This is a genomic window from Sphingomonas vulcanisoli (assembly GCF_011761305.1).
GTDB lineage: Bacteria > Pseudomonadota > Alphaproteobacteria > Sphingomonadales > Sphingomonadaceae > Sphingomonas_I > Sphingomonas_I vulcanisoli.
The window spans coordinates 222,975-235,882 of sequence record NZ_JAAOZC010000003.1 but is presented as its reverse complement, the minus strand read 5'-3'; the positions used below and the strand labels follow the sequence as shown (position 1 = coordinate 235,882).

Genomic DNA, 12,908 nt, shown 5'->3' with positions numbered 1-12,908 from the left:
GCGGATGCTGGGCAGAAACGCGCTCGCGTCCTACATGGGTTCCGATGAGCATCACCCACCTCGGCCAATCCTCGCCGCTTCCCGCCTCGCCGGAAGAAGCGGTGCTCGATTACGTCCCCAATCCGCGCCCGGGCCGGCCCTACCTCGTCCGCTTCACCGCGCCCGAATTCACCTCGCTCTGCCCGGTCACCGGCCAGCCCGATTTCGCGCACCTGATCATCGATTATGCGCCGGGCGACCGAATCGTCGAATCAAAATCGCTCAAGCTCTTCCTGAGCAGCTTCCGCAACCATGCTGCCTTCCATGAGGATTGCACCGTGGGCATCGCCGAGCGGCTGGTCGCCGAGATGCAGCCGCTGTGGCTGCGCATCGGCGGCTATTGGTATCCGCGCGGCGGCATTCCGATCGACGTCTTCTGGCAATCGGGTCCGTCCCCTGAAGGCCTGTGGCTCCCCGATCAGGGCGTGCCGGGCTATCGGGGGCGGGGCTGAACCTCATCAACCCGTTCGTCCCGAGCGAAGTCGAGGGATGTGCGGCAGGGTGAAACGCTGGAGAGGTGCCTCGACTTCGCTCGGCACAAACGGAAAAGTGTTGGAGATCAGGATGAAATTCGCCGCCACCCTATCGATCGCCCTCCTCACCGCCGCGCCGCTGACCGCGCAGGGCACTCCCCTCGCCAAGCAACCCAAGGCGAGCGATTACACCCGCCACATGCTCCAGCTCCAGCCGATCCAGCGCGCCGCCGCGATCCGCGGAGCGATCGCGCAGAGCGATCAATGGTGCCGCCGCGTGATGAAGCTCGGCTATCAGGGGCCGTACAAGAATCTCGAAATGTGGGTCGCCAAATGCGGGCCGAAGCCGATCGTCGATTACGGCGTGTTCATCGGCCCCGACGGCAGCGTCCAGGTCTCCACCTGCGGCGACCTGATCAAGGTGCATTGGCCGGCGTGCAAAGGCTTCAAGGATTGAGCGCACCGTGCTCCGGTGAAGGCAGGAGCGCTGGAATAGATGCACGCAGCAAGCCTCCAGCGCTCCGGCCTTCGCCGGAACACAGCGTTACCCGCCGATCAGCATCACCTGGATCTTCGGCGCCATCGTCCCCGAAAACTGCACGACATAGACTCCCCCATCTAGCTGATAGTCGACAATCTTCGCGATCCCCGAGCAGGCCGGGCCATGCATGTGCGCGGCGGACGGCATCCGCTCGCCCTTGCCGTTGATCACGTCCAGCCACGCGCCCTCGCTCAGCGCGAAGCGATAGCTGCCCGGCTTGTCGAGCGTGATGCCGTAGACGCCTCCCCTTTGCCCCGGCTGCGGCGCGCGGTTGAGCGGGGGCGAGAATTTCACCGCCTCCGCCGGCGCCAGCACTAGGCTGGAGGTCGCGCCCAGCTTGAGCTGTGGCGTGGGCGCGCCTTTCCCCCATCCCTCGAAACCCGGAACGATAACCGGCGCGGTGCAGGCGGGCGCGGGCATCGCCATCCCCTGCATCTGCGCAGCGGCAGGAGCGGCGATCAGCGCCAGGCCCAGAAGGAAGGTCTTCATGCCAGCTTGATCTCCCGGAGGCGCTCGAACAGATAATCGTGCGCGGTGATCGGCACGGGATAGAGATTGGGCCGGTCGGGTGTGATGCACTGGGGCAGCGTCTCGATCAGATAATCGGGCCGGAAGTGCAGGAAGAAGGGCATCGAGTAACGCGAATGGCCGCGCCGCTCGGGGGCCGGGTTCATCACACGGTGGGTGGTCGATCGCAGCACATTGTTGGTCAGCCGCTGCAGCATATCGCCGACGTTGATCGCCAGCTCGCCTGGCCCCGGCTGCACCGGCAGCCAGTCGCCATCGCGGTCGAGCAGCTCCAGCCCCGCCTCCTCGGCACCGAGCAGCAGGGTGATGGTATTGATATCCTCATGCGCCCCGGCGCGGATGTTCGGGCCATCGGCGTCGATCGGCGGATAGTGGAGCAGGCGCAGCACGCTGTTGCCATTCTCCACCGTCGCCTCGAAATAATCGGGCGCGAGATCGAGATAGCGCGCCACCGCGCTCAGCAGCCGCGCGCCAGCCTTCTCCAGCGCATCGTACAGGGCAATCTCCGCCTCATGAAAGCCCTGCACTTCGGCGGGCCACACATTGTCCGGCATTACCGCGCGCAGCGGATCGCCCTCGGGCAGATCGCGGCCGACGTGCCAGAATTCCTTGAGGTCGTATGCCTTGGCGCCCTTGGCCGTCTCGATCCCGAACGGGATATAGCCGCGCTGTCCGTTCGATCCCTTGAGATGATAGGCGCGCTTCACATCGTCCGGCAGCGCGAAGAAGGCTTTTGCTTTGGCCTCGGCATCAGCGATGATCGCTGGCGAGACGCCATGATCGGCAACGATCGCAAAGCCATAACGCTCGAACGATCCGCCCAAGGCTTGGGCGAAGGCGTCGGGGTCGGCCTCCTGAGAGGCGAGGCTGACGGTGGGGACGGCGGGTTTATCGAGCGTGGTTGCCATGCGGCCAAGGTAGCGGGCTCGACGGGAAAAATCACCCCTCGGCTGAACCTGCGCAGGCTAGCCGCTGGACGCTTTTCTCGTAAAAACACCCTGACGCCGTGCTGGCCTGCAAGCCAGCAAAACCTCGGCGTCAAAGGAGGTGGTTTATATAGATACTAACCTTGCAACACTCGCTGTCAGCGTCTGCACGTTGATGGCAACCGTCATCACGGTGGTCCTCAAGATCATCGAGGTGGCCCGCTCTAAATAGCGGCGGGCGGGGCTCGGCCTGCAAGCCGGGCCCCAAACGCAGTTGAACCCCGGCTGCTGCAACAACCGGGGCTCAGGAGATGATCTAGATACCAACTCGCAACGGCGACCACGTAACCCAAAACGCCGAAAAGTTCAATCCACTCACTTCCCGATCAGATCGACACCGACGAACAGCGCAGGGCGGTTTCCGCGCTGCACCAGCAGCAGCACCGTCTTGGCACCCGCCTTCTGAGCGGCGGCGATTTGGGCGGCGGCATCGGCGGCGCTGGTAACGTGATGGCTGCCGACCGATAGGATGATGTCGCGTGGCTGCAGGCCCTTGGCGGCGGCATCGCTCGAAGGATCGACGTTGGTGATCACCGCGCCCTGCACCGGCCCGGCGAGCTGGAGCTGGCGCGCGATCGCCGGCGTCATCGATTGCAGCGTGACGCCGAGCGCGTTCTTGGTCGCTGCCTGCTGCTGCTGATCGCCCGGGCCATCATTGTCATCATCGCCATCGGCGCCGAGCGCGAGCTGCTCCTCGGGTGGGCGCTGCGCGACAACCGCGACGACATTGATCGTCTTGTGATCGCGGATCAGCTCGATCGGCACCCGCGTGCCCACCGGCAGGCCGGCGACGATATAGGAGAGCGTGCTGTCCGGCGTCACATCGACGCCGTTGACCTTGGTGATGACATCGCCCTGCTGGATGCCGGCCTTGGCGGCAGGCTGGTTGGGCTCGACCCGCGCGACGATCTCGCCATGGTTCTTGGGCAGGCCCGCGCCCGCCGCGATATCGTCGTCAACCGGCTGGATCTGCACGCCGAGATAGCCGCGCGAGATCTTCTGGCCCTTCATCAGCGCCATCACGACCGGCTTGGCCTGTTCGGCGGGTATCGCGAAGCCGATGCCGACATTGCCGCCGGTCGGCGAAAAGATCGCGGTGTTGATGCCGACCACATTGCCGTTGAGATCGAACATCGGGCCGCCGGAGTTGCCCTGATTGATCGCCGCATCGGTCTGGATGTAGCGATCGTAAGCTCCGACGTTGCCGATCGAGCGGTGAATCGCCGAAACGATGCCCGCGGTGACCGTACCGCCCAGCGCGAACGGGTTGCCGATCGCCAGCACCCAATCGCCAACGCGAGTTTTAGTCGAATCGCCGAACTGCACGAAGGGCAGGTTGGTCGCATCGATCTTGAGCACGGCGAGATCGGAGGCGGCGTCCTTGGCCACCACCGTTGCCTTATATTCCTTGCGATCGGTGAGCGTCACGGTGATCGAGCTGATCGTCACCTTGCCCTGCTCCGTCGGCACGCCCGAAATGACGTGATTGTTGGTGACGATGTAGCCATCGGCCGAGATCAGAAAGCCCGATCCCAGCGATACCGCCTCGCGCGTTTGCGGCGCGCCCGCGCCGCCGCCATCGCCCATACCGCCACCCTGGCCGCCGCCGAACCGCTTGAAGAAATCATCGAACGGCGTGCCCGCGAACGGGCTTTGCTGCTGTTTGACCTGCACCTTCTGCGTGGTCGAGATGTTGACCACCGCGGGCTGCAGTTTGGCGGCGAGATCGGCGAAGCTCATCGGCGCGCCGCGCGGCGCCACCGCCGCCATCTGCGACGGGGCATTTTGCGCGACCTGCGCACCGAGCGGGCTTTGCAGCGCAACGGTGGCGGCGGCGCCTCCCAGCAGGGTCGCGGCGGTCACGGCATAGGCATAGCGCACTGAGTGTCTCTCCTGGGAAACTGCCCGGAATCGGGCAGGCGGGAAATCTTATCGCCGAACGGTGGCAATCGCGGGCTGAACGATCATTGAACGCGCCCGGTTCAATGCTCCTGCTTTGCAAGGCCCTTGAACTGGTGGAGATATTCGCTGTCCGGCGAAAGGATGATCTGCGATTCGCCGCGCGGCTGCGCATCGTCGGTGCCGAACGTGTAGCGGTAGGACTGCATCGCCCGATAGAAATCGTAGAAGCCCGGATCCTTGCCGAAGCTGTCCGCATAGACCTTGGCGGCGTTGGCATCGGCCTGCCCCGTGATGATCTGCGCCTCGCGCCGGCCCTCTGCCTCGATCGATCGCGCCTCCTGCTGGCGCGCGGTCTTCATCCGTTCGAACGCCGATTGCAGCGGGGTGCCGTCGGGCAAATCGGCGCGCTTGATGCGGACATCGACGATCTCGGCGCCATATTGCCTGGCGACACGCTCCACGGCGGTACGGATGTGCTCCATCAATTCGCTGCGCTCCGGGCTCAGCAGATCGGCGAAGGGCCGCTTGCCGAGCTCGTTACGCAGTGCCGAGCCGAGGATCGGCTTGAGCTGCTCGGCCACGCGCCGCTCGCTGCCCGCCGATACGAACATCCGCACCGGATCGACGATGCGGAAGCGCGCATAGGCATCGACTTCGAGGCGCAGCTGATCGGTGGAAAGCACCGCCTGCCGCTCCATATCGAAATCGAGCACGCGCTTGTCGACCCACACCACCTTCTCGGCAAAGGGCAGGCGCGCGACGATGCCCGCGCCGGTCTGGCCGAACTCTTCGCGCGAATCATAGCCGTTGGCGATGCGGCTCGGCGATCCGAAGCGCAGGATCAGCGCCTGCTTGGTCTCGGGCACGACGATGAAGGTGCTGAGGATCAGCGCAGCGATGATGACGGCAAGACCGCCCCACAGCATCGGGTTGCGGCGAAGGGCCTCGATCATTTCGGCGCCTTGGTCTGGATGGGGAGATAGGGGGTCACGCCGGGCGCCTCGACGATCGTCTTGTCGCTCTTGGCCAGCACCTTCTCCATCGTCTCATAATACATCCGCCGCCGCGTCACTTCGGGGGCGAGCTTATATTGCTGATAGACCTGATCGAAGGCGATCGCCTCGCCGCTCGCCCGCGCGCTGACCTGCATAGCATAGGAGCGCGCCTGGTTGAGGTAGCTCTGCGCCTGCTGCTGCGCGGCCGACACTTCCTTGAAAGCATCCATCACCTCGGTCGGCGGATCGGCCTGGCGGATCGCGACGCCCTGAATGGTGACGCCGGCGCGATACTGATCGAGCAATTCCTGCATCCGCTGCGCGACGCGCTGTTCGATGATGCTGCGCTGCGGGCCGATCGCCTCGTTGAGCGTCACCCGTGACACTGCCTCACGCATCGCGCTTTCGGCGACTTCGCGGATCGTGCCGTCGGGATCGGCGAGCTCGAACAGGTAAAGCTCGGGATCGCGGATGTTCCAGCGCACTGAATAAGCGAGATCGATGATATTCTCGTCGCCGGTGAGCATCAAATTCTGCCCGCCGTCGCCCTCCACCGCGCCGCTGTCGATGTCGATCGAGTGGATATTATCGACGTCCAGCTTGCGCACCATGTCGATCGGCGCGGGGAAGGTCATACCGAGCCCCGGCTGCAGCGTGCCGACATATTTGCCGAAGCGCGTGATCACGCCGCGCTGCTGCGGACCGATCGTGTGGACGCTGGTGACGATCATCCACAGCACGACGACCGCCGCGACGATCCAGCCGGCGTAGCCGCCGGCAATCGGGCCGCCGCCCCCGCCGCCGCCGAACCGCGTCCGTCCGCGCTGCAAGAGCTGGTCGATCGCCGAAGGGCCCTTGCCGAGCGCAGGCTTGCCGCCCGCGTCCCCGCCCGAACCGCCGCCCCACGGCCCACTCTCGTTCAGCATAGCGCCGTCGACAGGCGGCAACCCATTGGTGTTCATGGCGCGGTCTTATAGGGGCAGCGTGCGGGAAAAACAGTGCCTGCCGCGCCGAAAAGGCTTAGCACGCATTCCACACCCCTCCCGTTCGTGCTGAGCCTGTAGAAGCACTGTTCTTCTTCTGCGTGCAAAAGAAGGGCAGCCCTTCGACAGGCTCGGGGCAAACGGATTTGTAGCGGATTTCCAGATGACCGAAGTGGAGCTGAACACCGCGCTCGATCGCATCCCCGAGGTAGCAGGCCGTGTGCTATCTGCCCGGATTGAGCGCGAGCGCCCCGAAGTGACGATCGACGTCGGCGGCCTCGCTTCGGGCGACCAGCAGGCGATCGAAGCCCGGGTACGCGCGGCCCTCCCCGCCGATGCCCGCATCCTCCTCACCGCCGAACGCAAGCAGCGCCGCATCCTCGCCATCGCCAGCGGCAAGGGCGGCGTCGGCAAATCGACCGTCGCTGCCAATCTCGCCATCGCGCTGGCGCGAACCGGCCTCAAGGTCGGGCTGGTCGATGCCGACATTTACGGCCCCTCGCAGCCCAAATTGATGGACGCGCCGGGCAAGCCCGAGGCGTACAACAAACAGCTGCTGCCCGTCGCCACGCGCCATGGCGTGCCGCTGCTTTCGATCGGGCAGTTGGTCGAGCCGGGCAAGGCGATCGCGTGGCGCGGGCCGATGGCGGCGGGCGCGCTGACCCAGCTCGTCGATGCCGCCTGGGGCGATACCGAGCTGCTGATCATGGATCTGCCCCCCGGCACCGGCGACGTGCAGCTGACAATGATCCAGAAGCATCGGCCGATGGGCGCAATCATCGTCTCCACGCCGCAGGATCTCGCGCTGATCGATGCGGCGCGCGCGATCGATCTGTTTGGGCAGGCGGGTGTGCCGGTGATCGGGCTGGTCGAGAATATGGCGGGCTATATCTGCCCGCATTGCGGTGCGCTCTCCGATCCGTTCGGCAGCGGCGGCGCGGAGACGGACGCGGCGGCGCGCGGCATCCCCTTCCTCGGCCGCATCCCGCTCACCATCGCGATCCGCACCGCGAGCGATGCCGGCGAGCCGCCGGCTGCGGGAGATGGCGCCGATGCTGAGCCGTTTCGGTTGCTGGCGGAAAAGGTGGCGGTGCTTCTCTAAGCCTCCCGTTCGTCCCGAGCGTAGTCGAGGGACGTGCGGCGAGGCGAGACGCTCGAGCGATGTACCTCGACTTCGCTCGGCACAAACGGGCCGTGGGCAGTATGGTGCGAAAGCCGCGGCTCAGACGTTGCGCTCCGAAACAGGAGAGACCGATGCCCCTCACGTCTGCCGAAGACATCCGCCAGCTCCTCACCGAAACCCGCACCATCGCCGTGATCGGCGCCTCCGATCGGCCGGATCGGCCCAGCTATGGCGTGATGCGCGTGCTGCAGGATCATGGTTATCGCATCCTACCGGTCAATCCGCAGATCACCGGCGAGCATATCCACGGCGAATATGTCTGGCGCGATCTCGATCAGATCGGGGAGCCGATCGACATGGTGGATATCTTCCGCCGTCCCGACGCTGCGGGCGAAGCGGTGGACGCGGCGATCGCCGCCGGCGCCAAATCGGTGTGGTTGCAGATCGGCGTGATCAACGAGGCGGCCGCGGCACGGGCCGAGGCAGCGGGGCTCAAGGTGGTGATGAACCGCTGCCCGGCGATCGATATCCCGCGGCTCGGCGTCCCGAAGATCGCCTGAGCGCGCTTATTTGGTGGCGATGTCGATCGCTTCGGCGCGATAGGTTTCGCGCAGATAGGCGCGCGCCTTGGTCGCGGTCGGGAAAGTGTCGCCCAGCATTTCGGTCGAGACCAGGGGATAGCCCTGCGAATTGAAGCGCGTGGTGCGGACGGTGATGCGGAATGCGCCCTCTTCATCCTTGGCGACGAGATAAGGGCGAACGGCGACGCGCGACATGAGCGGGCTCCTAGAGAAAGCAAAGGTGGTTCCCCGGCGGACCTCGTCCGCCGGGGAACCGGATCGATCAGGCCGACTGCAGGTTCACCGCAGAGGACTTGCCGCGCTTGTCGGCCTCGAGCTCGTAGGAAACGCGCTGCTCCTTATCGAGCGTGCTCATGCCGGCGCGCTCGACGGCCGAGATATGCACGAAGGCATCGGGGCCGCCACCCTCAGGCGCGATGAAGCCATAGCCCTTGGCGTTGTCGAAGAATTTTACGGTTCCGGTAATCATGGGTCAGTTCCTTTGTCCCAGTATGACGGGCATGCGCCAAGTGCGGCGCATCCCGGCTTCGGCAGAGCAAGAAAGGGACAAAGGGGGCGCCAAAGCGGGCCCGATATCCGTCGCGAGCGACGTCAGCCCTGCTTGCATAGGCCATGTTGCGCCCAAATGATAGAGCGTACGGCCAAAGACCATTTCTGCTGGGCGGGCGGGCAGCGGAATGTCCCATCCGTGCGCGGACTGGCGGACGATCGGCGCCCTATGCCGCGTTAATCACCCCCGCCTATCGTGACCGAAAATTCTTAAAGAATAGTTACCGACATACCCATATAATCGTGATTATTGATTGAAATTTTTTCTTGGAACAAGCGCTGTCCGCATCTCTTTTGTGGATCATGCCCACCGCTGCTTTATAGTGTTGGCAAAGTTATCAGTAGAGAGGCTTATAGTAATCGGCTTTTAGAGATGTATCGTTATGCCTAGTAGCTTTGCTATAACACTTTTGGCAGTTGGCGCAGCCCTGGCCGTGTATCCGACTGCTCATCATTCCATCTATGATGTCAGTCCCGTGATCGAAGCACCGACTGATCTGTGGCATGATACTTCCGTCATTGACGTGCAGGATAATGTCCATCAAATAACTGTGGATCCTGATGGCCTATATTATGCCGAAGCCAAATCCCGCGATCAGAAGATCCGGTTTATCGTCGATAGCGGCGCCAATACCACTATCATCACACAGTCTGATGCCCGACGCCTGGGTATAGACCCACGGACCTTGCAATACCGCGAGAAACTGGTGACCGCGAACGGCAGCGCACCACTTGCGTTCGTCCATATTGCCAGTCTCACGATCGCGGGCAAAACCTATTCGCAGGTTCAGGTGGCGGTGTTCGGCCGGAAGGGCGGGGTCTCCTTGTTGGGACAGGATATGCTGCGTCGGTTCCGCCGCTTCGCGATCGAGGATGGGGTGATGACGCTCGCCTGAGCGAAGGTAGCTCAAGGCCTTTTTCGTTCTGCCTCCTGGGCGCGCTCCGCCAGGCGCTCCACCGCCGCCGCATGAACGCCGGGCGCCGCGGCGAGCAAGCCCAGCAGGTCAGGCCTCGGCTTGTTGAAGCGGACGGGAGCACCCAGCGCATCCGTGACAATCGCGCCGGCCTCTTCGGCGATCAGCGCGGCGGCGGCGATGTCCCATTCGTTTCCCCAACGCAGCGATGCACAGAGATCGACCTCGGCGCGCGCCACCATCGCGCAGCGCAGCGCGATCGAATTGGCACGGGGAACGGCGACAAGATCGCTGTCAATCTTCGGCAAGGTATCGGCGGGAACGCGCGAACCGGGCAGCGCGGTGCGGTCCGAGGTCTTGAGCGCCACGCCGTTGCAGGTGGCGCCCTGTCCCTTCGCCGCGATCCACAGCTCATCACGCGCTGGCGCGTCCAGTACGCCGACGATTGGCAGCCCATGCTCGATCAGCGCCACCGAAATGCACCAGCCCGGCCGCCCGCGCAGGAAATCGCGCGTGCCATCGATCGGATCGACGACCCAGACGCGCTCCGCCTTGAGGCGATCGGACGAGTCGGCGGTCTCTTCGGAGAGCCAGCCTGCCTCGGGATCGATCGCCTGCAGCCGCTCGGCGAGCAACCGGTCCACCTCCAGATCGACGTCGCAGACCGGATGGCCCGGCACCTTTTCCCACCGCGCGTAATCCTCGCCGCTGCGGCGGAGCGCCAGCGCGCCCGCTTCGCGGGTCGCGGCGACGATGGCTGCGACCAGGGCGGGGTCCAGACCCACTTAAACCCCTCCCCCTTGTGGGGAGGGGCGAGGGGTGAGGGTGCGCTGACAGGGGCTCGATGCCCCTGCCAGTGCCTTGCGGTACAGATGGATTCTCTTGGGCGCGCAGACGCGCGCACCCACCCCCAACCCCTCGCTTGAAAGGGAGGGGCTTAAGCAACTACGCCCCCGCAAGCATCATCCCATCGATGCGCAGCGTCGGCACATCCATCGCGCGGCGGAACTCCAGATCATCCGCGGGGGTGAGCGCCAGGAACATGTCCTTCAAATTGCCCGCGATCGTCACCTCAGCGATCGGCTCGGCAATCTGCCCGTCGCGGATCGCGAAGCCCGAGGCGCCGCGCGAATAATCACCGGTGATGCCGTTGACGCCCTGGCCGATCAGCTCGGTAACGTAGAGGCCGAGCTGGATGTCGGCGATCAACGCCTCCACCGAAAGCGTCCCCGCCTCCAGATAGAGATTGCTCGTCCCCGCCCCCGGCGCACCCGATCCGCCCCGCGTGGCATGACCGGTGGGGCTCAGCCCGAGCTGCCGGGCCGAGGCGCTGTCCATTAGCCAGGTCGTCAAGACACCCTTGTCGATCAGCGCCAGCGGCGCGGTCGGCAGCCCCTCGGCATCGAAACCGCGGCTGCGCAGGCCGCGCGGGCGATGCGGATCGTCGCGGATCGTGATTCCCTCCGCGAAGACGGGCGTGCCGACGCGATCGAGCAGGAAGCTCGTCTTGCGCGCGATCGAAGCGCCCGTGATCGCGCCGGTCAGGTGGCCGAGCATCGAGGTGCCGACGCGCGGATCGAGCACCACCGGCATCGGTCCGGAGGCGAGCTTGCCCGGATTGAGCCGCTTGACCGCCCGCTGGCCTGCACGCCGCCCGATCGCTTCGGAGGCCTCGAGATCGGCAAGATGGCGCGCCGAATGATAGCCATAGTCGCGCTGCATCCCGGCGCCCTCGCCCGCGATTACACTCGCCGAGCAGCCATAGCCGGTCGAGGTGAAGGCGCGCGCGAAGCCGGTGCTCGTCGCCAGCGCCATCAGCGTCCGGCCCGCGCTCGCGCCGGCGCCCTCGCTGTTGGTAACACCCGCAATCGATCGCGCGATCTCCTCCGCCTCCAGCGCGCGGGCCCGCAGCGCATCGGGGGCGGGATCCTCGCCATCGTCGGCATCGATCTCGGGCGCATCGCCCTTGAGCAGCCGATCCTCAGGCGCGAGCCCGGCAAAGGCATCCTCGGGCGCCTCGCGCGCCATCGCCACCGCGCGCTCCACCATCGCGGCGACGGCCTCCTTCGAGAGGCTGGAGGACGACACGCTGGCCGATTGCCTGCCGACGAAGACGCGCAGCCCGATCTCCTCGCCATCCGATCGCTCGACATCCTCGAGCTCGCCGAGCCGCACCGACACCTGCGTGGACATGTTGCGGAAATAGACAGCATCGGCGGCATCGGCGCCTGCGGCACGGGCGGCGGCAACGAGATCGGCGACCTGGGATTGCGCGGTATCGGTGGAAAGCATGCGGAGCACTTAGGGATGCGCTCCGTTCACGTCGAGGTGGTGCCGACTACGAGGCAGGCAAGAAACATCAGCAGACCCGCAAAACGATTGGCGCGGAACTTGGCGAGCGCATCGGCAGGATCGTCGAGCCGCAGCGCCGCCACCTGCCAGCCCAGGTGCAGCGCGATCGGGACCAGCCCGGCCAGGGCCAGAGCCTCGGGCCGCACCGTCCACAAAGCCTTCGCCCACAGTGCCAGCGCGATGAGGTAAAAAACCGCCACGCCCGGCCGCACCTTGCCGCCCAGCGCCCGCGCGCTGCTCTTCACCCCAGCCAGCGCATCGTCTTCGATGTCCTGCAGCGCATAGATAGTGTCGTAGCCGATCACCCAGGCGATACTGCCCGCATAGAGCCAGGCCATCGGCGCGCCGAAACCGCCCGCTGCCGCCGGCCAACCGGGCAGCGCCGCCCAGGAAAAGACGATCCCCAGCCACGCCTGCGGCCACCAGGTGATCCGCTTCATGAACGGATAGACCGCGACCGGCCCGAGCGCGGCCAGCGACACGATCTGCGCCGGCCGATTGAGCTGGAGCAACACGATCAGGCCGATCAGGCACAGCGCGATCAGCCACGCCCAGGCGATCGTGCGGGTAAGCCGTCCGCTCGCCAGCGGCCGAGACCGGGTCCGCTCCACCTTCCGATCGAGATCGCGATCGACGATATCGTTATAGACGCAGCCCGCCCCGCGCATCGCCACCGCACCCAGCGCGAACCACAGGATCAAATCCCACCGCCGCACCGCCTCCCCTGCGAGGGCAATCGCCCAGGCCCCTGGCCAGAACAGCAGCCAGCTGCCGATCGGCCGATCGAGCCGCGCCAGCTGGATCAGATCGCGCGCCAATCCCGGCAATCGCGCCAGCGGCCGGGCATGTTCGCTGTCTGGGACGATGGGAGCGGGCGCCGACATAAGCCCTCCCTGCCCCGGCTTGCCTCCTCCCGACAAGCCTGTGCTATTCGGGCGCGGT

Annotated in this window: 15 protein-coding genes; 5 read left to right on the top strand and 10 right to left on the bottom strand. The window is 65.4% G+C overall.

Annotated elements, in window-relative coordinates; genetic code table 11:
• Positions 1 to 44: 44 nt before the first annotated feature.
• Positions 45 to 491: a preQ(1) synthase gene (gene queF / locus FHS31_RS07830; RefSeq protein WP_167072806.1), complete on the top strand. Its 447-nt coding sequence runs from the start codon at positions 45 to 47 to the stop codon at positions 489 to 491.
• 112 nt (positions 492 to 603) lie between these two features.
• Positions 604 to 969 (top strand): hypothetical protein, encoded by a 366-nt coding sequence (locus FHS31_RS07825; protein ID WP_167072805.1) that lies wholly within the window; start codon positions 604 to 606, stop codon positions 967 to 969.
• An 87-nt stretch (positions 970 to 1,056) separates the two neighbouring features.
• On the opposite strand, the gene FHS31_RS07820 is transcribed toward FHS31_RS07825, so the two are convergent.
• The 5 genes from FHS31_RS07820 to hflK form a co-directional block, all read right to left on the bottom strand.
• Positions 1,057 to 1,542, bottom strand: a complete 486-nt coding sequence (locus FHS31_RS07820; RefSeq protein ID WP_167072804.1) for a hypothetical protein — start codon at positions 1,540 to 1,542, stop codon at positions 1,057 to 1,059.
• A complete protein-coding gene (locus FHS31_RS07815; protein WP_167072803.1) occupies positions 1,539 to 2,489 on the bottom strand; it encodes an isopenicillin N synthase family dioxygenase in 951 nt (316 codons plus the stop codon). Before FHS31_RS07815 ends, FHS31_RS07820 begins: the two co-directional genes overlap by 4 nt.
• 393 nt (positions 2,490 to 2,882) lie before the next feature.
• Positions 2,883 to 4,448, bottom strand: a complete 1,566-nt coding sequence (locus FHS31_RS07810) for a Do family serine endopeptidase (protein WP_167072802.1) — start codon at positions 4,446 to 4,448, stop codon at positions 2,883 to 2,885.
• A gap of 101 nt (positions 4,449 to 4,549) precedes the next feature.
• On the bottom strand, positions 4,550 to 5,422 hold the full coding sequence (gene hflC / locus FHS31_RS07805; protein WP_167072801.1) for a protease modulator HflC: 873 nt from the start codon (positions 5,420 to 5,422) through the stop codon (positions 4,550 to 4,552).
• The gene (hflK, locus tag FHS31_RS07800; RefSeq protein ID WP_243843339.1) at positions 5,419 to 6,390 is read right to left on the bottom strand and encodes an FtsH protease activity modulator HflK; all 972 of its coding nucleotides are present in this window, start codon (positions 6,388 to 6,390) and stop codon (positions 5,419 to 5,421) included. Before hflK ends, hflC begins: the two co-directional genes overlap by 4 nt.
• 220 nt (positions 6,391 to 6,610) lie before the next feature.
• Between hflK and FHS31_RS07795 the strand changes: the two genes are divergently transcribed.
• Positions 6,611 to 7,549, top strand: a complete 939-nt coding sequence (locus tag FHS31_RS07795) for an Mrp/NBP35 family ATP-binding protein (RefSeq protein ID WP_167072799.1) — start codon at positions 6,611 to 6,613, stop codon at positions 7,547 to 7,549.
• Positions 7,550 to 7,701: 152 nt separating this feature from the next.
• Positions 7,702 to 8,130 carry a CoA-binding protein gene (locus FHS31_RS07790; RefSeq protein WP_167072798.1) on the top strand — a complete coding sequence of 143 codons (429 nt, stop codon included), beginning with the start codon at positions 7,702 to 7,704 and terminating at the stop codon, positions 8,128 to 8,130.
• Between the two features lie 6 nt (positions 8,131 to 8,136).
• Here the strand turns inward: FHS31_RS07790 and FHS31_RS07785 are convergent, their stop codons facing one another.
• Positions 8,137 to 8,346: a hypothetical protein gene (locus FHS31_RS07785; protein ID WP_167072797.1), complete on the bottom strand. Its 210-nt coding sequence runs from the start codon at positions 8,344 to 8,346 to the stop codon at positions 8,137 to 8,139.
• Between the two features lie 67 nt (positions 8,347 to 8,413).
• On the bottom strand, positions 8,414 to 8,620 hold the full coding sequence (locus FHS31_RS07780) for a cold-shock protein (RefSeq protein WP_167072796.1): 207 nt from the start codon (positions 8,618 to 8,620) through the stop codon (positions 8,414 to 8,416).
• A 556-nt stretch (positions 8,621 to 9,176) separates the two neighbouring features.
• Between FHS31_RS07780 and FHS31_RS07775 the strand changes: the two genes are divergently transcribed.
• Entirely contained in the window at positions 9,177 to 9,596 is a 420-nt protein-coding gene (locus tag FHS31_RS07775) for a TIGR02281 family clan AA aspartic protease (protein WP_167072795.1), read from the top strand.
• 11 nt (positions 9,597 to 9,607) lie between these two features.
• Here FHS31_RS07775 and FHS31_RS07770 read toward each other — a convergent pair whose 3' ends face one another.
• The 3 genes from FHS31_RS07770 to ubiA form a co-directional block, all read right to left on the bottom strand.
• The gene (locus tag FHS31_RS07770) at positions 9,608 to 10,399 is read right to left on the bottom strand and encodes a 3'(2'),5'-bisphosphate nucleotidase CysQ (protein WP_425057206.1); all 792 of its coding nucleotides are present in this window, start codon (positions 10,397 to 10,399) and stop codon (positions 9,608 to 9,610) included.
• Between the two features lie 160 nt (positions 10,400 to 10,559).
• Entirely contained in the window at positions 10,560 to 11,906 is a 1,347-nt protein-coding gene (locus FHS31_RS07765; RefSeq protein ID WP_167072794.1) for a TldD/PmbA family protein, read from the bottom strand.
• Positions 11,907 to 11,932: 26 nt separating this feature from the next.
• Positions 11,933 to 12,850 carry a 4-hydroxybenzoate octaprenyltransferase gene (ubiA, locus tag FHS31_RS07760; RefSeq protein WP_167072793.1) on the bottom strand — a complete coding sequence of 306 codons (918 nt, stop codon included), beginning with the start codon at positions 12,848 to 12,850 and terminating at the stop codon, positions 11,933 to 11,935.
• Positions 12,851 to 12,908: the final 58 nt, after the last annotated feature.

Coding starts and splice junctions, on each gene's coding strand:
- queF (WP_167072806.1), top strand. CDS start 45: ATGAGCATCACCCACCTCGGCCAATCCTCGCCGCTTCCCGCCTCGCCG.
- FHS31_RS07825 (WP_167072805.1), top strand. CDS start 604: ATGAAATTCGCCGCCACCCTATCGATCGCCCTCCTCACCGCCGCGCCG.
- FHS31_RS07820 (WP_167072804.1), bottom strand. CDS start 1,542: ATGAAGACCTTCCTTCTGGGCCTGGCGCTGATCGCCGCTCCTGCCGCT.
- FHS31_RS07815 (WP_167072803.1), bottom strand. CDS start 2,489: ATGGCAACCACGCTCGATAAACCCGCCGTCCCCACCGTCAGCCTCGCC.
- hflC (WP_167072801.1), bottom strand. CDS start 5,422: ATGATCGAGGCCCTTCGCCGCAACCCGATGCTGTGGGGCGGTCTTGCC.
- hflK (WP_243843339.1), bottom strand. CDS start 6,390: ATGCTGAACGAGAGTGGGCCGTGGGGCGGCGGTTCGGGCGGGGACGCG.
- FHS31_RS07795 (WP_167072799.1), top strand. CDS start 6,611: ATGACCGAAGTGGAGCTGAACACCGCGCTCGATCGCATCCCCGAGGTA.
- FHS31_RS07790 (WP_167072798.1), top strand. CDS start 7,702: ATGCCCCTCACGTCTGCCGAAGACATCCGCCAGCTCCTCACCGAAACC.
- FHS31_RS07785 (WP_167072797.1), bottom strand. CDS start 8,346: ATGTCGCGCGTCGCCGTTCGCCCTTATCTCGTCGCCAAGGATGAAGAG.
- FHS31_RS07780 (WP_167072796.1), bottom strand. CDS start 8,620: ATGATTACCGGAACCGTAAAATTCTTCGACAACGCCAAGGGCTATGGC.
- FHS31_RS07765 (WP_167072794.1), bottom strand. CDS start 11,906: ATGCTTTCCACCGATACCGCGCAATCCCAGGTCGCCGATCTCGTTGCC.
- ubiA (WP_167072793.1), bottom strand. CDS start 12,850: ATGTCGGCGCCCGCTCCCATCGTCCCAGACAGCGAACATGCCCGGCCG.